Below are 18,831 nucleotides of genomic sequence, written 5' to 3'. Positions count from 1 at the left end.
GAATCAGGCGATCGCCACCGGGAAAATGGCGCCGAGGATCATGGCACCGAGGATGGCGCCGCCGGTGATCGGTTTGTTCCACAGATAGAACAGCAACGCACCAATCAACGAACCCAGTCCGATTGGAATGGACGCCGCCATTGCCGAGAGAATGATCAGCGGCCCGAGGAAACGCCCGGAGGCGTTGCCCGCGCCCATCATCACGTCGGCGCCGTAGGTAGAATCGCTTTGATTAATGGTAAATTTACGCGCCAGGATAATGACATAGCCCACCGCCAGACCGATCAACAGGCCGGTTACCAGCGAGGCAGCAAAGTTTTCCAGTGGAAAGACGATGCCCGCGCCCAGCAGCAGCGCCGGAACGCCGAGGCCGACGCCGGTCTGAATCGCGCCGCCAATATCGAGAATACCCACCAGCGAGCCTTCAATGATGCGGGCAAACAGAAAGCTGGCACCGAAGGCGGCTACCGCGCCGTAAGCGCCGGTTTCGATACCCGCGCGCAGCATCGACACAAACGCCACCTCGTTGAAGGCGCCGATACCGTAGAGGTAATACATGTGCGTACCGGCGAACACGCCGGATGACAGCAGCCCGACAAACAGCGGGAATGACCAGTCGGCATACCAAAAACCCTGCTTTGACTCTTCCATCGCCTGCCCCTTATTTGCCACTGATAGCGTTGTGCATCGCATCAAGCCAGCCCGGAATGCCCAGCTGGAAAGACTGCAACATTTTCATATCGAAGCCGCGGAAGAAGCCGCTCAGCACAAACAGCAGCACAATCGCCACCATCATGACCCGCGTTACCCGGTTCCAGCCGCTCTCTTCCACGCCTTTGCCAATCAGAATGCCCAGCACCAGACCCGGCACCGCATTGCCCATGATCAGCTGCGCCAGACCGCCGAAAATCGTTGCCCAGAAGCCCGATTTTTTACCGGCATCAATCGCAGCCAGCCAAAAGATCACCGGCATTACCGTGTTGACCAGCAGGTTCGCCGCGGGCACCAGCACTTTTACCGCCGTCACCTGCAGCGCCGCAGGCACCGCTGAGGCGGTGGAGTTGAGGAAGGCCACCACAATCATGCCGATGATGCCGCAGGCGATGGCCATCTTTTTCGGATCGTGCAGCGTTTCAGCGAGGTTACGATTTTTTACCATCAGCGCCGCCGCGCCCCAGTTGGGGATGATGCGATGATCGACATCCTGCGTGAAGGCGCCCGCCGCCACCGACGATGCCCAGGCGTTAAAGAAGAAGCCAAGGCCAAAAGAGAAGTGAGAAGCGGGGTCGCCTTCACAGGAGTTAAGTTCGCCCAGCGTACGAAAGGCACCCATACCTTGCGATGTAGGCGCATGAAACATGCGCGCCGCGCCTGCCCCTACGCCGACACCCACCAGCGCGCCGATAATCAGAGATTTAAACAATATAATTAAAAACATCCGTCTTCCTGTGCGGCTTACGCCAACGTTTTTACATTGTTATTCGTTGTACGGGCTGCTGTAGCCAGCACGACAACACCGTTTTTCATGCTGCCGTGAAGGTCACCTTATCGGTGTCGATCACCGTGACGTTGACGGTAATCTCCAGCTCAACGCGATAGCTGCGTTTTTCACGGGCAAGGAAAAAGAACAGGAACGCCTCTTTTTTTACCGCTTCATGGGCAGAGATCACCCTGACGTCCTGCGGCTCAATGCGCAGCAGGATCTTTTGTGTTGAGCGCAGCACCGCATGCTGCACCTGATTCAGCGCATCGGCAAAGGCGCGGCTTTTACTCTCGCCTTTGCCGCTGACGGTCACGGTGGTGGTGTAATGTTCTTTCATCCGCTGTACTTTTTATTCCAGGCCTGCACCAGCCGTTCGCCCAGCTCTTCTTTATCCATAAAGCCGAAGCCCAGTACGGTGGCGCCTTCGTTGATCGCGGTGACGCCCTCTTCCACCGAGCGCATGCCATGCTTCGCTTTGTAGCCATATTTATTCTGCGCGGTGATCGCGCCTGCGCCGCCGCTGCCGCAGAAGGAGATGCCAAAATCTGCCCCTTCAGCCTTCATCACGTCGCCCAGCTTCATGTCCGCCGCCACGCCCGGCACCACGACCGCACGGCCACCCGCTTTCTCAACGCCAGCCGCGACTTTCAGCCCTTTACCTAAACGATCGCCAATCACTACGGTTACCATTTTCTCTTCCTTATTGTCTGTATTGCGCAGCCCGATCGACTATCAGGCACGCTGGATCTACTGATTTTCCCGCGCCACATCGATATGCACGGATAACAGCCAGGCCTCCTCAACCGGTAAATTGCCGAACAGATCGACCACCTGCTGCGCCAGCGCAATCGACGCGGGAGAGATCTCATCAAACAGATCCGCATCGACGTCAGGCAGGGCCTCGCCGGTTAATGAACGCAGCGCCATCGCCTTAACGTGCGAAACGAGCATCTGCTGCTGCACCGGATTGGGCGAAATCTGCTGCGCCGCAAACAGCCGGTTGATTTGCCCCAGCACCCTGTCGGCCAACGCCTGAATCTGCTCCGGGGTCGCCGTGTTGCTCACTGAAACCGCGCCGTTGTTCACTCTGTCACTCCTGTTAAAGCGAAAAATCCACTGTCGCGTGAACCTCAACTTAGCGTTGTGCCGCGCCGCTTTACAGACGCACTTTTTCCAGCTCGAAGTGGAAATGGTCGCGCAATGCTGGTCAGAGATCGCAGGATGAGAAAATCAGAGGGATAAAGACGATCCAGTGCACAAAACGTGCATCTTTTGGCGCTGAACGCAGGGCTTAGGGCCGATTGCCGTCAGAAAAAGCAGGAAAAAAATGAGTAAGGCGGAGAAGGATAAGAAAAGGTGATGGCAGGGCAGAAAGTGAAGCGGATAGCGCCATAAGGGAACGCTACCCGATTAAGTCTTAGCGGAACTTCTTATGGTTGCTGTCGCGAATATCGGTGAGTTTTTTCGCTTCGGCTTTGGCACCGTCGAGGTTGTTTGCCTGCGCCAGCTTATCCACCACATTGATTTGTGCGATCAGCGAATCGATACCGGCATGGAAATCTTTTACCTGCGCGCTGTCCGCTGGCTGACCTTCCAGCTTATCTGGCGTCTGCGTTCTGGCATCCTGCGCAGCCTTGCGCATATCGCCGAGCGCGCGCGTCATTTCTGCCCGGTCGTCGGTTTTCATGACCACTCGCAGGCCGCCTTTGAGCATATCCATATCCTGCTCGAGATCGGCCAGCGCCGCAGCGCTACTGAATAAAAGTGAGATCGACAACATTGCTAACAAAGGCTTACGCATGGCGCACTTCCTGTTTTTATTATGACTGGAATAGTCGCGGGCAACGACCGCTGCCCGCAGGAAGGGATTATTGCCCGGCGATTTTCATTTCCGGCAGCAGCACAGAACCACACTGAATATTGCTGCGCGTTTCAATATCACTGCCGACGGTGACGATATTACGCCACATATCTTTCAAATTGCCTGCGATGGTGATCTCACTAACCGGATACTGAATTTCACCATTTTCCACCCAGAAGCCCGAGGCGCCACGCGAATAGTCGCCGGTGATGCCGCTAACGCCCTGGCCCATCAGTTCGGTCACCAGCAGGCCGGTGCCCAGCTTTTTCAGCATCTGCTCGAAGTTGTCGCCCTGGCCCTGAATGCGCCAGTTGTGAATGCCGCCCGCATGGCCGGTGCTTTGCAGGCCGAGCTTGCGCGCCGAGTAGCTGGTCATCAGCCAGGTTTGCAACACGCCATCCTTGATGATATCGCGCTGCTGGGTGCGCACGCCTTCGCTGTCAAACGGCGTAGACGCCAGGCCTTTCAGCAGGTGTGGCTGCTCATTGATGGTCAGCCACTCCGGCAGAATTTGCTGCCCCATGGCATCCAGCAGGAAGGTCGATTTACGGTAAACGCTACTGCCGCTGATAGCACCTACCAGATGACCAAACAGGCCGGTAGCCACTTCACGGCCAAACAGCACCGGCGCTTTCATAGTGGAAAGTTTGCGCGGCGACAGGCGAGCCAGCGTGCGGCGGGCGCACTCTTCGCCAACCCATTCCGGCGACTGCAAATCACCCAGCGCGCGTCCCACGGTGTAGGCGTAATCGCGCTCCATGTCGCCATCCACTTCGGCAATTACGCAACTCGACAGCGAGTGACGGCTGGAGCAGTAGCTTTGCAGCATGCCGTGGCTGTTGCCGAAGACTTTGATGCCGACGTGGCTGTTAAAGCTGCCGCCTTCGGTATTGGTAATACGCTTATCCGCCTTTAGCGACGCCTGCTCGGCGCGAGCAGCCAGTTCGATGGCGCGATCGGCATCCAGATCGGCGGGATGGTAAAGATCGAGATCCGGCGCGTCAAAGGCCAGCAGTTCGGGATCGGCCATACCGGCAAACGGATCGGGTGAGGTGTAACGGGCGATGTCGATCGCCGCCTGCACGGTGCGCTTGATGCCGTCTTCACTCAGATCGGTTGATGAAGCGCTGCCTTTGCGGTTCTGATGATAAACGGTAATGCCGAGCGCACCATCGCTGTTGAACTCGACGTTTTCCACTTCACCATAGCGCGTGCTGACGCCAATTCCGATCGTTTTACTGACGGCGACTTCTGCGCCATCGGTGCCCGCTTTAGCCAGTTCCAGCGCCATCGCGACCGCCTGCTCCAGCACCTTACGTTGTTCTGCGACTTGATTTGATACGTTCATGAACCTGCCATAATAGTGAGAGCCGTCATGAGGTTGGGGCCATGCCCAGGACCATGAATATGCGGCTGAGGGTTGTGGATCGCTGATTTGAGTCTAACAGAGTCAGAGAACAATTTCGCAGTCGCGGCGTAACCTGATAGCATTAGGCCCGCTGTCGGCTCTCCAGGCCAGGAGCAGAGCATATCTTTGCCCTTCGCCGTCGCCTTGATAGTGGGCTTTGCGTTCGGCGCTATCGCTTTTTTTTGCGCAGCGGAGCCCAACTTTTTTTCAGGAACCTGATAATGAATAACCACCCCGAAGACGAATGGCTCGACGATGCCCCCGATAATCACGAAGAAGAAGATGAAGAGATTATCTGGGTCAGCAAGAGCGAAATTAAACGCGATGCCGAAGAGCTGAAACGCCTCGGTGCCGAACTGATGGAGCTGAGTAAAAACTCGCTCGATAAGATCCCGCTTGACGATGATTTGCGTGCCGCCATTGAACTGGCACAGCGGATTAAAAAAGAGGGCCGCCGCCGCCAGCTGCAGCTGATTGGTAAAATGCTGCGCAGCCGCGAAGAAGAACCGATTCGTCTGGCGCTGGATAAGTTAAAGAACCGTCATAACCAGCAGGTTGCGCTGTTTCATAAGCTGGAAGGCTTGCGCGATCGTTTGGTCGAGCAAGGCGACGACGTGATCGCTGAAGTGATCGCACTCTATCCCGATGCCGATCGCCAGCAGCTGCGTTCAATGATCCGCAACGCCCAGAAAGAGAAAGCGACTAATAAGCCACCGAAGGCTTATCGTCAGATTTTCCAGTATTTGCGGGAGTTAGCGGAAACACAATAGCGGGAGGCTTTTGCCTTGCAGGCGGGCTTTAAGGTCAACGTCTTAAGGTCAACGTCTTAAGGTCAACGTCTTAAGGTCAACGTCTTAAGGTTAACATCTTAAGGTCAACGTCTTAAGGTCAAAGGCCATTTCGTTCTGCCCTTCGGGCCGCCCGAGCAGGGGCGGCATGCGCCCCGCCCCTGCACCCCGGCTATCCGGCAAACACAACCGCCCGCCGCAGGCGGGTACCTTCGTCGGTTCACATTTCTTCACGGACCGCTCGCGATTCGCTCCTGCTCAGCGCTCCCTTGTCCCGCCATCCATGGCGGGACATCCTAAAATGTTCACCTCCTCAGCGGTAGTGATGCCTCCTCAAGGTCAAAATCCAGGTCAAAAGCTAAACAAAAAACCAAAAACCAAAAACCAAAAGCAAAAAGCAAAAAGCAAAAAGCAAAAAGCAAAAATCTATTAATCAAAGCCCAATGCCTGAACACCTAAAACTTAGTGTTCATTGCTCATTGCTTAGTGTCCATAGCCTCAAATTTTAAGATCACAAATAAGGGGTTTGGGTTTGGGTTTGGGTTTGGGTTTGGGTTTGGGTTTGGGTTTGGGTTTGGGTTTTATTTCGAATTAAGATTTTAGTCTTTTAGGTTTTGGCCTGGGTGTTGACCTTGAGGAGGCATCACAAACGCCGAGGCAAAAGCGTTTTCCAGGGCGAGCCGCAGGGATGCGGCGAGAAGGTGCGTTGAGCAGGAGCGAATCGCGCCTGGTCCGTCAGGAAAACGCTTTTGCTGAGGGCACCCGCGCAGCGGGCGGTTGTGTTTGCCGGATAGCGCGGGTGCAGGGCCGGGGCGACTGCCGGCCCTGCTCGGGCTGCCTTCAGGCAGAACGAAATGGCCTTTGAACTTGACCTGGGTGTTGACCTTGAGGAGGCATCACAAACGCCGAGGCAAAAGCGTTTTCCAGGGCGAGCCGCAGGGATGCGGCGAGAAGGTGCGTTGAGCAGACAAAAACGCCGGGAGCGTTTTTGAACAGCGCTTGCGCTGCCCCGAAGGGGTGAGCCTCAGGATGAGGCGAATACTCCGAATCGCGCCTGGTCCGTCAGGAAAATGGTTTTGCTGAGGGTACCCGCGCAGCGGGCGGTTGTGTTTGCCGGATAGCGCGGGTGCAGGGCCGGGGCGACTGCCGGCCCTGCTCGGGCTGCCTTTAGGCAGAACGAAATGGCCTTTGACCTGGCCCTGCCCGGGCTGCCTTCAGGCAGAACGAAATAGCTTTTGACCTTAAGACGTTGACCTTAAGACGTTGCCCCTAAGACATTGACCTTAAGAAGCCGCCCGCTTCCGGGCAAACCTCCCCGCTTTGGGCGGCCTTACGCCAACCGATCCAACAACTTCTGGTGAATGCCACCAAATCCGCCGTTGCTCATCACCAGTATGGTGTCGCCCGGCTGGGCCGACTTAGCAATCATCTCAACCAGCGTATCGACATCCGCGCTCCAGCTCGCTTTCTGTACGCAGGCGTCAGCCACTTCGGCGACCTGCCACGGAATGTGGGCGGGCTGTAACAGGAAGACTTCATCGGCACGGCCCAGCGAGGGGGCCAAATCGTCTTTGTTGATGCCCATCTTCATGGTGTTGGAGCGCGGCTCCAGCACGGCCAAAATGCGCGCACGGCCACCAACCTTACTGCGTAATGCCGCCAGCGTGGCGTGAATCGCCGTGGGATGATGGGCAAAATCATCATACACCTGAATGCCGTTGCTCTCGCCACGCAGCTCAAGACGGCGGCGCGCATTGATGAAATCATTCAGCGCTTTACCGGCATCTTCCGGCTTAATGCCTACATGCCGCGCCGCAGCAATCGCCATCAGCCCGTTGTGCATATTGTGTTCACCGACCAGCGCCCAGTTCACCTCCGCCACGCGCTCGCCATCGAACAGCACTTCCCAGTGGGATGCGTCCGGCTTCAGCTTTTTCACCTGCCAGTGACCGCCGTCGCCGACGCTCTCCTGCTCGCTCCAGCAGCCCATCGCCAATACCTGCTTCAGGTTAGCGTCATGCTCCGGGAAAAGGATTTTGCCGCTGCCCGGCACGATGCGGATCAGATGGTGGAACTGCTTTTGAATAGCGCGCAGATCGTCAAAAATATCCGCGTGATCGAACTCAAGATTGTTGAGGATCAGCGTGCGCGGCGCGTAATGCACAAACTTGGAACGCTTATCGAAAAAGGCACTGTCATACTCATCCGCCTCTATCACGAAGAATGGGGTTTTTCCTAAATTTGCCGAAACGTCGAAGTTACCGGGAACACCGCCGATCACGAAGCCCGGCTCAAGGCCGCAGGCCTGTAAAATCCACGCTGTCATGCCCGCCGTGGTGGTTTTTCCGTGGGTTCCGGCTACCGCAATCACCCAGCGATCGCGCAGCACATAATCGTGCAGCCATTGCGGTCCTGAGAGGTAAGGAATGTTGCGCTCCAGCACTGCCTCGACACACGGATTGCCGCGCGTCATGGCGTTACCGACGATCACCAGATCGGGCGCCGGATCCAGCTGACTGACGTCATAACCTTCCGTCAAATCAATGCCTTGCTTTTCCAGCAGCGTGCTCATTGGTGGATAAACGTTGTTGTCTGAGCCGGTAACCTCATGGCCCAGTGCCCGTGCCAGCATCGCCAGCCCACCCATGAAAGTACCGCAGATTCCCAGAATATGAATACGCATAACAGATCCAGTTACTAAAAGTTCGGCGCACAGTGTAGCGCCGAGTGACGGCGGAAGAAACGGATTTGGACTATGGCCTTTGCGGTTCAATCGGCTAAACTGCGAACGCATACGTTGGCAGTTTGTTAAACCTGCTGACACTCCACCGTAGATTCAGGGAATGTGTTATGAAAACGTTAGGCGAATTTATCGTCGAGAAGCAACACGACTTTCCGCACGCCACAGGTGAACTGACGGCGCTGATTTCCGCCATCAAACTGGGCGCAAAGATTATTCACCGTGACATCAACAAAGCGGGCCTGGTGGATATTCTGGGTGCCAGCGGCGTTGAAAACGTGCAGGGCGAGCAGCAAATGAAGCTCGACCTGTTTGCTAACGAGAAACTAAAAGCGGCATTGAAAGCCCGCGGTATTGTGGCCGGTATTGCATCAGAAGAAGAAGACGAGTTCGTCATCTTTGAAGGCGCAGAAAACGGTAAATATGTGGTTCTGATGGATCCGCTGGATGGCTCATCGAATATCGATGTTAACGTCTCTGTCGGCACCATCTTCTCTATTTATCGTCGCATCACGCCGCCAGGCACGCCGGTAAAAGAAGAAGACTTCATGCAGCCAGGCAGCCAGCAGGTTGCCGCTGGCTATGTGGTGTATGGCTCCTCCACCATGCTGGTTTACACTACTGGCTGCGGTGTGCACGCCTTTACCTACGATCCTTCGCTGGGCGTATTCTGCCTGAGCGCAGAGCGTATGACCTATCCACCGGAAGGGTATACTTACTCGATCAACGAAGGTAACTACATCCGTTTCCCACAGGGTGTAAAAAAATACCTGAAATTCTGCCAGGAAGAAGATGCGGTGTCTCATCGCCCTTACACTTCCCGTTATATCGGTTCACTGGTGGCGGATTTTCACCGCAACCTGCTGAAAGGTGGAATTTATCTCTATCCAAGCACTGCAAGCCATCCACAGGGTAAACTGCGCCTGCTGTATGAGTGCAACCCAATGGCGTTCCTCGCCGAGCAGGCGGGCGGCAAAGCGAGCGATGGCGCACGCCGTATTCTCGATCTGCAGCCGGAAACGCTGCATCAGCGTTGCCCGTTCTTCGTGGGTAATACCTCGATGGTTGATGATATCGAACGCTTTATTCGCGACTACTCTGACGAATCTGCCAGCTAATCGTTGCTATAAAAGAGGGCGCCATGAGCGCCCTTTTTTTATGCTGCACTGACCCGAAACAGCGCCATGGTTTGCACCAACTGCTGTGACTGTTCTTCCAGCGACTGCGTGGCCGCTGCCGCCTGCTCGACCAGGGCTGCGTTCTGCTGCGCCACCTCATCCATCTGCGTGACCGCCAGGTTAACCTGCTCAATGCCACGACTCTGTTCCGCAGAGGCGCTGGAGATCTCTTTCATTAAGGTGGTGACACGCATCACTTCACCGGCAATATCATCCATGGTTTCACCCGCCTGCGTGGCCATGTCGCTGCCTTCACGGACGCGCGTTTGCGATTCGGCAATCAGCGTACGAATCTCTTTGGCCGCGGTGCCACTGCGCTGCGCCAGGTTACGCACTTCGTTAGCCACCACGGCAAAGCCTCGGCCCTGATCACCAGCGCGCGCAGCCTCGACGGCAGCGTTAAGCGCCAGGATGTTGGTCTGGAAAGCGATGCCGTCAATCACGCTAAGAATATCGCCGATGCGCGCCGAGCTACTGGTGATCTCCTGCATTTTTTCCATCACGTGGCACACCACCTGCGCGCCGCGATCGGCGGTATCGGAAACGCGATTAGCCAGCTGATGCGCCTGCTCGGCATTTTGCGCGTTGAGCCGCACGGTAGCGGTCAGCTGCTCCATGCTGGCGGCGGTCTGTTCCAGCGACGCCGCGGACGCTTCCGTACGCTGCGATAAATTGTTGTTACCGGCGGAGAGTTCGCGGCTGCCGACATCAATCTGCTGGCTCGCCTCACGTACCCGGCCCACCGAGTGACGCAGCGCCACCTGCATATCGGCCAGCGCCCGATTCAAACGCCCCAGTTCGTTGCTGCCACCAGCCGGTTCCGGCTGCGACAGATCGCCTGCGGCAACGCCTTCCAGATGCGTAATCGCCTGATTTAATGGCGTAAGCAGCATGATGCGCAAAATATGCCAGGCAAAACCGATCAGCAGCACCGTCAGCACGCAGCTGATGCCGATGAGGATTTTCATCATGCGCTCATTCCACGTCGCCTGCGCCAGCTGCGCGGCGGTAACCTGATTGGCGTAGTGACCAAAATTCCCTACCGCCTCGGTAAAAGCCTGCGCCTGCGCGGACATGTTGCCTTCCAGCAGATCGTAATACTCATCGGTGTACTGTTTATTTAACGCCGTCATCATCGGCGTAATGCTTTGATCAACATAAACATTGAAAGTGGCTACCACCGCATCGGCTAGCGTTTTGCCATGGGCGGTTACCGTACCGGCATCGACGAACTGCTTCAGCCGCTGGCGTGACTCAGCCAGATCGGCGGCGGCGTGCTTGCTGATGGCCGTCCCCTCATCCAGCAGGCCAATCTCAATCTTGCGCACTGCCAGCGCGGCGTTGGTGCGCGCGCTCATTAATCCACTGTTGCTTTGGTAAAGGCTGTTGAGTTCGATCGCCTGAATTCGATTGATCACATCCAGAGAACGGTTGCCTTTATTGATAGCGATAATGCCCATCACGCTGACCAACAGCAGCAGCAATGTCATACACGCCAGTAAGAGTAATAACCCGGAACGAAGTGAGACCTTTTTCAGCATGATGTTTCCCGTTATCCAAGAAGAGGCAAAAATCCCGATGCCTGAAGCGGATAAGTTATCGGCAATAAAAGCGGGAAACTTTACTGGTATGATGGCTGCCGTTGGCTGTGACGCTGATGCGTTAGCAGCGCTAATCGTTGTTTTTTCATTCAGAAAAAGGAAGCGAGTGATGAGAAAAAGAATTTTACTCTGTGGCGGATTAATGACCGCCAGCCTGTTAGCCCATGCCGCACCGGCCGATCAGGCGCTTGAGCAGTGTTTGCAGCATGAAAGCACCACTGCGGGCATGTCCGGCTGTTACACCACTGCCAGCAAAGCCTGGGACAAGGAATTGAACCTGGCCTATCAGTCAGCGATGGCAAAACTCACCGGTGATGACAAAGCCAAACTGCGCAGCGCGCAGCGCGCCTGGCTCACCTATCGTGACAGTTGGCTGGCCACCAGCAAAAGTCTGGCGGCTCAGCAGGGCACGTCGGGCGTGCTCAACTATGGCGCACAGGCGGTAAGCCTGATAAAAAATCAGACCCTAATGCTGCAATCCCTGACTCAGGGAAGCTGTGCAAATCCGGACGACTGTTAATTTCTGAACCGGCTGGCCAGGTGCCAGCCATGCTGGAGCCTGTCATGACCGCTTACGCCTCACTAATTATTCTGGTGCTGCTCGCCGTTCTCAGCTTTTTTGTCCACAACACCGCCGTGACCATCTCTATTCTTGTGTTGCTGGCGATCAAGCTGACGCCGCTGGCGCAATTTTTCCCGGTGGTGGAAAAACAGGGCATCACCCTGGGCATTATTATTCTCACCATTGCGGTGATGGCACCGCTGGCCAGCGGCACCCTGCCCCCTTCCACGCTGGTAAAATCCTTTCTCGACTGGAAGTCGCTGCTGGCGATTGTGGTTGGCATCTTTGTCTCGTGGTTAGGCGGCCGCGGCGTTAGCCTGATGGGCGCACAGCCAACCATCGTCGGTGGATTATTGATCGGCACCATCATTGGGGTTTCGCTGTTTCGCGGCGTGCCGGTGGGACCGCTGATTGCCGCGGGCATCGTCTCGCTGTTCCTTGTCGGCAAGTAAAGCAAGGCGCATTCCTAAAGGGTAAAAAGGGGGCTTACTTTCAGGGGCAGTTGGCTATAATAGCCATCACTCGACTTATGACTAATCAAGGAATCCGAGATGAGTTTGAACCATGTTCCAGCCGGTAAAGACCTGCCAGAAGATATTTATGTAATCATTGAGATCCCGGCCAACGCCGATCCTATCAAATATGAAGTGGATAAAGAGTCTGGCTCGCTGTTCGTAGACCGTTTCATGTCTACCGCCATGTTCTATCCTTGCAACTATGGTTACATCAATAACACCCTTTCTCTGGATGGTGATCCGGTTGACGTACTGGTGCCAACGCCCTATCCACTGGTGCCGGGTTCCGTCATTCGCTGCCGTCCGGTTGGCGTGCTGAAAATGACCGACGAGTCTGGCGAAGATGCCAAAGTGGTTGCCGTGCCGCACACCAAACTGTCTAAAGAATACGATCACATCAAAGATGTGAACGACCTGCCAGAACTGCTGCGTGCGCAGATCACCCACTTCTTTGAGCACTACAAAGATCTGGAAAAAGGCAAGTGGGTTAAAGTTGACGGCTGGGACGACGTGGAAGCGGCTAAAGCTGAAATCGTGGCCTCATTCGAACGCGCAGCAAAACAGTAATTCTGTTGTTGCCCGCATAAAAAACGCCGTCATCATGACGGCGTTTTTTTTATCTGCTATTCGCCTTCTGGCTGCTCATCGCGCAGCAACCAGTCGCCGCTGTCGATCAGCTGCCGCCCGGCAACCGGGCGCTGGTAAACATAAAGCCATGCGCTGCCGTAAGGCGTTTGCAGCAGCTGGCGTTTATATTCACCGCCCTTGGTGCGTAACGCATCAAGCTCGCCCAGCGTACTGGCATCGATGCGATAAACCTCACAGATGACCTTGCCGTCACCCGGCACGACGCCGGGATAATGGCCCAGACTGTAGAGCTGAAAGCCCTCAATCTGGTGTTCGCCTAATAGTTGCGCATTCGTCATCCAGTGACTGTTTCCCTGTTTGCGCCGTAACGTGCCGTAGACAATTATTCGCATTGCTAAAACTCAAACTGATAGAGCAGATCCAGCGTCTGATCGAGACCAGACACCGCTTCCAAATAGAGCTTAGGCATAAGGCGATAACGCAAGGTTAAGGTCGCCAGTGAATCAAATATGCCGACACCGTATTTTACCTGTAGACCTGGCAGCACGTAGCCGCTCACCTGCACCTGCTGGCTGTCGCCAACACCGGCGGTGTCGAGCGCCAGATTGCTGACGCCGAAGGTCTCACCGATTTTACCCACAACCTGCCCACTTTGTGCAACCCCCAGCCCAACTAATGCTGAGGTTAATGCGTTGCTGTCGCCATCGCTACCTAATCCCTGACCGCGCAGCAGGTAAGAGAGCGCTTCCTGCTGTGACATAGCAGGATCGGCAAACACTTCCGCTTTTGGTTCATCAGCAAGGCCGGTAACGCGTAATCCGGCGGTCACGCCATCTTCGGTAGCATCCGGGTTGCGGATCGCTTCCAGGTTAACGTATGGCTGATCCGGCGGACCGGCAAACTGCAGCTCACCTTTGCGCACCAGCAGATCCTGACCGTAGGCGTGGAAACGACCGGACGGAATGTTGATCTGCCCGTTTAGGCCGAGACCGCGTTTATCCTGCACCAGTTTGAGATCGCCATTCAGCTTCGCCTTGAGGCCAAACGCGCTGAGTCGCACATCGTTGCCAACGTGAATGACCAAATTGCTGTTGATTGGAATGGCCGCAGTTTGTGGTGCGATCGGCTTCAGGTTCTCATCCAGCAGCACCTCATCCGAAGAGACGCCGGTGGCGCTTTCCGGTACTTCCTGCACCGTGATGCGCGCCCACGGAATATCAACGCTGCCGTTGAGATTAAAGGCGGTCGGCGACGCATCAAACACCAAATCCGGCGAGACATCGAGCCGTACCATTGGCGGAACAGTCACGCGTACGCGGCTGCCCTGCGCGGCGATGCGCGCGCGCCAGTTATCGATCTGACTCCAGTCGGCGTTGCCGTTGAGATTAATATTGCCTTTTGCCGTCTGAATCGCGCCTTGCAGCGTGGAACTCATGCCGTTGAACACCATGCTGAGGTTAGCGGCGGTAAGATCAACCGGCATAAAGCTACCTTCAACATCGATATTGCGCAATCCCAGCTGACCAAACACCTGCGGCTGTTGCAGATTACCGCCCAGACGCAGATTGCTGTTGAGCATGCCGGCGATTTTCTCGCCCTGCATCAGCGCTGGATTCAGCAGCGCCAGCGAGATATTGGTGATATTGACGTTGCCGGAGAGCGTACGGCGGTTTTGCGGATCGGCGATCTGCACATTGCCATCCAGCTGACCGTTGTTGGCAATGCGGATCAGCCAGTCGAGCTGGGCGCGTCCGTCGCGCAGCGCGGCGTTGAGGTTCAGTGCGGTAAAGGCCACCGGCAACGTATTGCCCTGTACATCCTGCTCAACCTTGACGCCGTTGCCTTTCAGCGAGACGCGGCCCTGCGGCAGCGCACCATCGGCGGTCCAGGTGACATCCGCATCACCGCTAAACACGCCGGTGAGTTTGGTTTCATCGGTCAGGAACGGCTTGATCATCGCCAGGTCAAAGCGGTTCAGCGCCACGCGCGCGTGGCCGCTCGGGCCTGCCTCAATCGGCTGCGGCACGCAAAGCTCGGCGTTGGGATTGAGCCAGCAGTGAGTGCCAATGGTAACGGTTTGCTTGCTGTTGAGATAATCCAGGCTCATCGCACGAGAGAGCCGCCACACGCCAACCGGCGTATCGAAGCGCGTATCGTTCATGCTGCCCTGCCAGCGCTCACTCTGCCGATCAAAACTGCCGCTTAGTGCCAGCTGCCCAGAAACCGGCTCGCCCTGCACGTTAAGCTTCAGCTGATGCTTTTTCTCATCGCCATCGGCATTCAGGGTAAGCAGTCTGATTTTCAGCGCATCCTGCTGAAGCTGTTCAACGCGCAGTGCCAGCTTGCCAGACACCTGATCGCTGGAGCGTACGTCGCCCTGCAGCGTGACACGGGCGATCTGCAACTGCTGCCAACGCAGTCGGGTAGCGGTGAGATCGGCCAGCAGCTGCGGTGCTTTCAGCGTGCCGCGCGCTTTTATCGATCCTTTCGCCACGCCGCCAAGGCCCGGTAACGCATTATCCAGCGACGGCGCATCAACCAGCGCATCAAGATTCAGCGCATCGCCCAGCGAACCTTTCACATCAATATGGTTGCGCCCCAGCGCCAGCTGCAGCGCCGGAATGTTCCACTGGTTATAGCTGTTGCCATACAACGTGCCCTGCGCCGATACCGCATTCTGTTTCACATTGCCTTTCAGCTGCAGTTCCGGCACGCGCATCTGCCAGGTGCCGCCATAGAGGCTGCCGCGCGTGGTGATTTTACCGTCCAGCTTCGCCGGCCAGTCCGGATACTGTTTCGCGGTGTTGATACCAGAAAGCGTCAGCTCGCTGCGCCAGCTAATCGCCTTGCTCCAGTCCACCAGCGCGGTCAGATCGGCGTTGCCCTGCAAGGCAGCAATGCGCAGCTTGTCGAGGCTGAACTGTTCCACGTTGCCTTTGCCATCCAGCGCAATGTTGGCAGGTGGAATGGACTCGCCTTTTACCGCGGTGCGCAATGCCATGACATAGTCGGTGGCTTTGCCCTTAAAGGAGAAATCGAGATTGTCGGCCTGAACCTGCACCGGGCCGGTTAACGGCCAGCGCAGCTGTGGGCTGGTCAGCGACATATTCACTGGCAAGCCAGTTACCGCAGGCTGCGCGTCACCGTTGAGCTGGGCCTGTACCGGGCCGGAGAGGTTCAGTGCGAGGTTGAGCTGCTGACGCATCGCGCCGCCCAGCGTCATTTTGATCTTCTCGCCTTTCAGCGGTTCGATGTTTAACGCGCCATTCAGATTGAAATTCACCGGCCAGTTATCAGCCAGCGTCGCCTCCCCGCTGGCATTAAGCTGCCCCTGCGGTGAATCGATATCGAGCGTCTGCAACTGCAACAGCTGATCGGCGGTTTTCGCTTTGAGCAGCAGACGGTTGATGGCGATATCGGTATCGCCGGTGATGCGCAGCTGTTCGCCGATCAACTCCTGCACGTCAACATTCAGCGGCAGACGAAATTCAGGCAGATCGGGCAGCAGCGGTTTGGCAAACATCGCCTTCAGCGTTTCGCCCAACGGCGGCTCATCGGCCTGCGGCTTATTCACCTTCGGCTCAATCACCTGCTCCTGTGCCACCTGCGCCGCTTTCGGCAAGGCAATCAGCAGGCTTTGAATATGCGTTGGCGTAATGGTGAGATTTTTGTCCTGCCAGGCGAGGCCGGTGGTGAAATCGAGCAGCGACACCGCGGTGTCGTCGATTTTAATAGTGATATTGTGCAGCGCCAGCTGACGCAGCGTGATCGGATAAGGCGTGCTGATATCCCCGCTGCCAGGCTGCTCTTCCACCGGTTGCTGCGCGGCGGGCGCCATTTTTTTGCTGTCCACGGCGACGTTCACATCGCTGATGGAGAAATCATTCACGCAGATAGCCGAATGGGTCAGACAGCCGAGCTGCACCGCCAGATGCACTTTGCCGACGTTGACGTTGACGCCCGGCATCTCATATTGCACGCCGCTCAGCGTCAGGTTCCGCCAGCCGCCATCCACCTGTTTGATCTCCAGCCCCGGTACCCAACGTGACGCGCCGTTCAGCAGCAGATGCAGGCCCGGCGTGGTGCCAATCAGGAAGGCCACGGCAGCCAACAGCACCGCCAGAAATATCAGTAAGCCAATCAGGGCCTTTTTCCACCAACTCATAATTCCGGCCCCAGTCCGACATAAAATTGCAGGTTGCTCGACTCTTTATCGCCAATCGGTTTGGCGATATCAAACTTGATTGGTCCCACCGGGGATGACCAGCGAACGCCGACGCCCGCGCCGGTTTTCACGTTGCTCTGTTTGATATCGTCCACCGCTTCGCCGGAGTCGACAAACACCGCACTCCACCATTTTCCGGTGACGTTGTACTGATATTCCAGCGAGCCGGTGGCCAGTTTGGAAGCGCCCACCAGCTTGCCGTCCTCATCGCGTGGCGCGATGTTTTTGTATTTGTAGCCGCGGATGCTGCGATCGCCACCGGCGAAGAAGCGTAAATCGGGCGGCACGCGATCGAAGTCGTTGGTTTCAATCCAGCCGAGATTACCGCGCGCCACAAAGCGGTGTTTATCCGCCAGCGTACGGATCCAGACGTTCTGCGCCTGCAAAATCATGAAATCAACGTCCGAGCCCCAGGTGGTATCGGAGACGTCAACCGAATAGCGCTGAGAATCGCCCCAGGTTGGCATCAGTCCGCCGCGCGAACGCGTGCGGTTAATGCTGGCGCCCGGATAGAGCAGCATAGTGGTGTTGGTGACGTTACCCTGCGTAAAGTGGTCGAGGCTCCAGCGCAGGTTCAGCGCTTTTTGCCAGCCGGAGCTGTTATCCCAGTTACGCGCCAGGCCCAGCGTGGTGGTATCGGCTTTGGTATCGTTGAGATCGGTACGCTTCAGGCCACCGGAAAAGGTGTAATACTGTTCAAGCGGGCTTTTCAACACCGGCACTTTGTAGCCGAAGGCCAACTCCTGTTCGGGCGCGGAGACGTTGGCGCTGGCGCTGAGGCTGTGCCCACGATCGTTCACCCAGGGCTTTTTCCACGTCGCTTTCAGCCGCGGCCCCACGTCGGTGGAGTAGCCGACGCCGGTTTCAATGGTATTTTCCGTACGCGGTGAGACCACGGCGCTGAGCGGCAATATTTTGCTCTGGCGGCCTTTATCAAATTCAGGCGCAACCACCACCGAATTAAACCAGCCGGTGGCCGATAAGCGACGGTTTAGCTCTGCCAGTTCACGCGAGCTGTAATAGTCGCCTTTTTTAAACGGCACCAGGTTATCGAGATATTCTTCGCGGATTTGCGAGCCCTGATAGGTGACGTTGCCAAAACGATAACGCTCGCCGCTGTCATAATCGAGATCCCAAAAGGCTTCACGCCGTTCAACCGACACGCCCAGCTGGCTTTTTTTAAAGTCACCGTCGAAATAACCGTTACGCAGCGCCAGGTTAGTAAAGCCATTTTTGAATTTTTCGTAGGCGCCGTGATTCAGGACGGTGCCTTTTTTTGGCGTGCCTTGTGCAACCCAGGCTTTATAATCGCTGTCGTTGTGCGCATCACCGCTGACAATAATGGTGCTGCCAGCTATTTTTACCGGCTCGCCCGCCTTAACGCGCGCGATCAGCACCGGACGACCACCGGCTGCCGGTGCCGGGCGCGATTCAAAATCGATATCCGGCTCGTAGTAGCCCAGCGCCCGCAGCCCGCCTTTAATCGCCTCCGCAACGCGCGCGCGAAAACGGCCATCGGACGACACCTCATCGCTGGCGATGGTCGACAATTGTGCTCTGACGTTTTTCTGTAATTCCCCGGTTAACCCTTCAAGCTGCAAGCGCACGGTGGCGGCCTCAACGGCCGGTGCCACCAGCAGGCAACATAAGCAATAAAAACGAAATCCTGGCACGTTCACTCCTGTTTATAATGCCGACCCCAATACAGGTGGGGCAAAGCCAGTTTTAACGCGCTCTGATGCGCATGCGGCGTGCTATCACTATAGCCGCTGGCTGGCGTGCGTCCTGCGGTAATCACCTGCAGCGCGACGTTAAGCCAAATCGTTGCGCTTATTGTGGTCAAAGGCGTGAATCGATACAACCGGCAAAGCGCATTAATCAG

General features: G+C 56.4%; 18 protein-coding genes. 6 read left to right on the top strand and 12 right to left on the bottom strand.

What is annotated here, in order from left to right; all coding sequences use genetic code 11:
- Positions 1-3 precede the first annotated feature (3 nt).
- The 7 genes from ACJY2L_RS16305 to pmbA all read right to left on the bottom strand — a co-directional run bounded on the left by ACJY2L_RS16305 (position 4) and on the right by pmbA (position 4,692).
- Positions 4-651 carry a DUF4310 family protein gene (locus ACJY2L_RS16305; RefSeq protein WP_067433882.1) on the bottom strand — a complete coding sequence of 216 codons (648 nt, stop codon included), beginning with the start codon at positions 649-651 and terminating at the stop codon, positions 4-6.
- 10 nt (positions 652-661) lie between these two features.
- A complete protein-coding gene (locus ACJY2L_RS16300; RefSeq protein ID WP_187486515.1) occupies positions 662-1,438 on the bottom strand; it encodes a DUF4311 domain-containing protein in 777 nt (258 codons plus the stop codon).
- A gap of 85 nt (positions 1,439-1,523) precedes the next feature.
- Complete coding sequence (locus ACJY2L_RS16295; protein WP_067433887.1) at positions 1,524-1,820, bottom strand: DUF4312 family protein; 297 nt, start codon at positions 1,818-1,820, stop codon at positions 1,524-1,526.
- Positions 1,817-2,173 carry an SFCGS family glycine-rich protein gene (locus ACJY2L_RS16290; protein WP_067433890.1) on the bottom strand — a complete coding sequence of 119 codons (357 nt, stop codon included), beginning with the start codon at positions 2,171-2,173 and terminating at the stop codon, positions 1,817-1,819. Before ACJY2L_RS16290 ends, ACJY2L_RS16295 begins: the two co-directional genes overlap by 4 nt.
- A 57-nt stretch (positions 2,174-2,230) precedes the next feature.
- Positions 2,231-2,569: a glycine dehydrogenase gene (locus ACJY2L_RS16285; protein WP_439214083.1), complete on the bottom strand. Its 339-nt coding sequence runs from the start codon at positions 2,567-2,569 to the stop codon at positions 2,231-2,233.
- 331 nt (positions 2,570-2,900) lie between these two features.
- Positions 2,901-3,284 (bottom strand): cytochrome b562, encoded by a 384-nt coding sequence (cybC, locus tag ACJY2L_RS16280; protein WP_067433896.1) that lies wholly within the window; start codon positions 3,282-3,284, stop codon positions 2,901-2,903.
- Between the two features lie 67 nt (positions 3,285-3,351).
- Positions 3,352-4,692 (bottom strand): metalloprotease PmbA, encoded by a 1,341-nt coding sequence (gene pmbA, locus ACJY2L_RS16275; RefSeq protein ID WP_439214082.1) that lies wholly within the window; start codon positions 4,690-4,692, stop codon positions 3,352-3,354.
- Between the two features lie 281 nt (positions 4,693-4,973).
- Here pmbA and yjgA point away from each other — a divergent pair, with 281 nt between their 5' ends.
- Positions 4,974-5,522 (top strand): ribosome biogenesis factor YjgA, encoded by a 549-nt coding sequence (gene yjgA, locus ACJY2L_RS16270; protein WP_067433905.1) that lies wholly within the window; start codon positions 4,974-4,976, stop codon positions 5,520-5,522.
- Between the two features lie 166 nt (positions 5,523-5,688).
- Complete coding sequence (locus ACJY2L_RS16265) at positions 5,689-5,973, top strand: hypothetical protein (protein WP_439351301.1); 285 nt, start codon at positions 5,689-5,691, stop codon at positions 5,971-5,973.
- Between the two features lie 897 nt (positions 5,974-6,870).
- On the opposite strand, the gene mpl is transcribed toward ACJY2L_RS16265, so the two are convergent.
- Positions 6,871-8,223: a UDP-N-acetylmuramate:L-alanyl-gamma-D-glutamyl-meso-diaminopimelate ligase gene (gene mpl / locus ACJY2L_RS16260; RefSeq protein ID WP_439214080.1), complete on the bottom strand. Its 1,353-nt coding sequence runs from the start codon at positions 8,221-8,223 to the stop codon at positions 6,871-6,873.
- Between the two features lie 167 nt (positions 8,224-8,390).
- Here mpl and fbp point away from each other — a divergent pair, with 167 nt between their 5' ends.
- Positions 8,391-9,398: a class 1 fructose-bisphosphatase gene (gene fbp, locus ACJY2L_RS16255; RefSeq protein WP_439214079.1), complete on the top strand. Its 1,008-nt coding sequence runs from the start codon at positions 8,391-8,393 to the stop codon at positions 9,396-9,398.
- A 38-nt stretch (positions 9,399-9,436) separates the two neighbouring features.
- On the opposite strand, the gene ACJY2L_RS16250 is transcribed toward fbp, so the two are convergent.
- Positions 9,437-10,996, bottom strand: coding sequence for a methyl-accepting chemotaxis protein (locus ACJY2L_RS16250; protein ID WP_439214119.1), 1,560 nt, complete (start codon positions 10,994-10,996; stop codon positions 9,437-9,439).
- A gap of 172 nt (positions 10,997-11,168) precedes the next feature.
- Between ACJY2L_RS16250 and ACJY2L_RS16245 the strand changes: the two genes are divergently transcribed.
- From ACJY2L_RS16245 to ppa, 3 genes are all read left to right on the top strand, one after another.
- Positions 11,169-11,579, top strand: coding sequence for a lysozyme inhibitor LprI family protein (locus tag ACJY2L_RS16245; RefSeq protein ID WP_067433914.1), 411 nt, complete (start codon positions 11,169-11,171; stop codon positions 11,577-11,579).
- Positions 11,580-11,623: 44 nt separating this feature from the next.
- Positions 11,624-12,073, top strand: a complete 450-nt coding sequence (locus tag ACJY2L_RS16240) for a DUF441 domain-containing protein (RefSeq protein WP_067435550.1) — start codon at positions 11,624-11,626, stop codon at positions 12,071-12,073.
- 99 nt (positions 12,074-12,172) lie between these two features.
- Positions 12,173-12,703 (top strand): inorganic diphosphatase, encoded by a 531-nt coding sequence (ppa, locus tag ACJY2L_RS16235; protein ID WP_067433917.1) that lies wholly within the window; start codon positions 12,173-12,175, stop codon positions 12,701-12,703.
- A 56-nt stretch (positions 12,704-12,759) separates the two neighbouring features.
- On the opposite strand, the gene ACJY2L_RS16230 is transcribed toward ppa, so the two are convergent.
- Genes ACJY2L_RS16230 through tamA form a run of 3 tightly spaced genes read right to left on the bottom strand, consistent with a single transcriptional unit; the run spans position 12,760 to position 18,622 of the window.
- The gene (locus ACJY2L_RS16230) at positions 12,760-13,116 is read right to left on the bottom strand and encodes a gamma-glutamylcyclotransferase family protein (RefSeq protein ID WP_067433920.1); all 357 of its coding nucleotides are present in this window, start codon (positions 13,114-13,116) and stop codon (positions 12,760-12,762) included.
- A 2-nt stretch (positions 13,117-13,118) separates the two neighbouring features.
- Entirely contained in the window at positions 13,119-16,889 is a 3,771-nt protein-coding gene (gene tamB / locus ACJY2L_RS16225) for an autotransporter assembly complex protein TamB (protein ID WP_439214078.1), read from the bottom strand.
- On the bottom strand, positions 16,886-18,622 hold the full coding sequence (gene tamA / locus ACJY2L_RS16220) for an autotransporter assembly complex protein TamA (protein WP_439214077.1): 1,737 nt from the start codon (positions 18,620-18,622) through the stop codon (positions 16,886-16,888). Before tamA ends, tamB begins: the two co-directional genes overlap by 4 nt.
- Positions 18,623-18,831 lie beyond the last annotated feature (209 nt).

It is taken from the genome of Duffyella sp. Ts4, assembly GCF_051851875.1.
Taxonomy (GTDB): Bacteria; Pseudomonadota; Gammaproteobacteria; order Enterobacterales; family Enterobacteriaceae; genus Duffyella; species Duffyella gerundensis.
The sequence above is the reverse complement of the archived record's forward strand: the minus strand, read 5'-3'. Positions and strand labels throughout refer to the sequence as shown.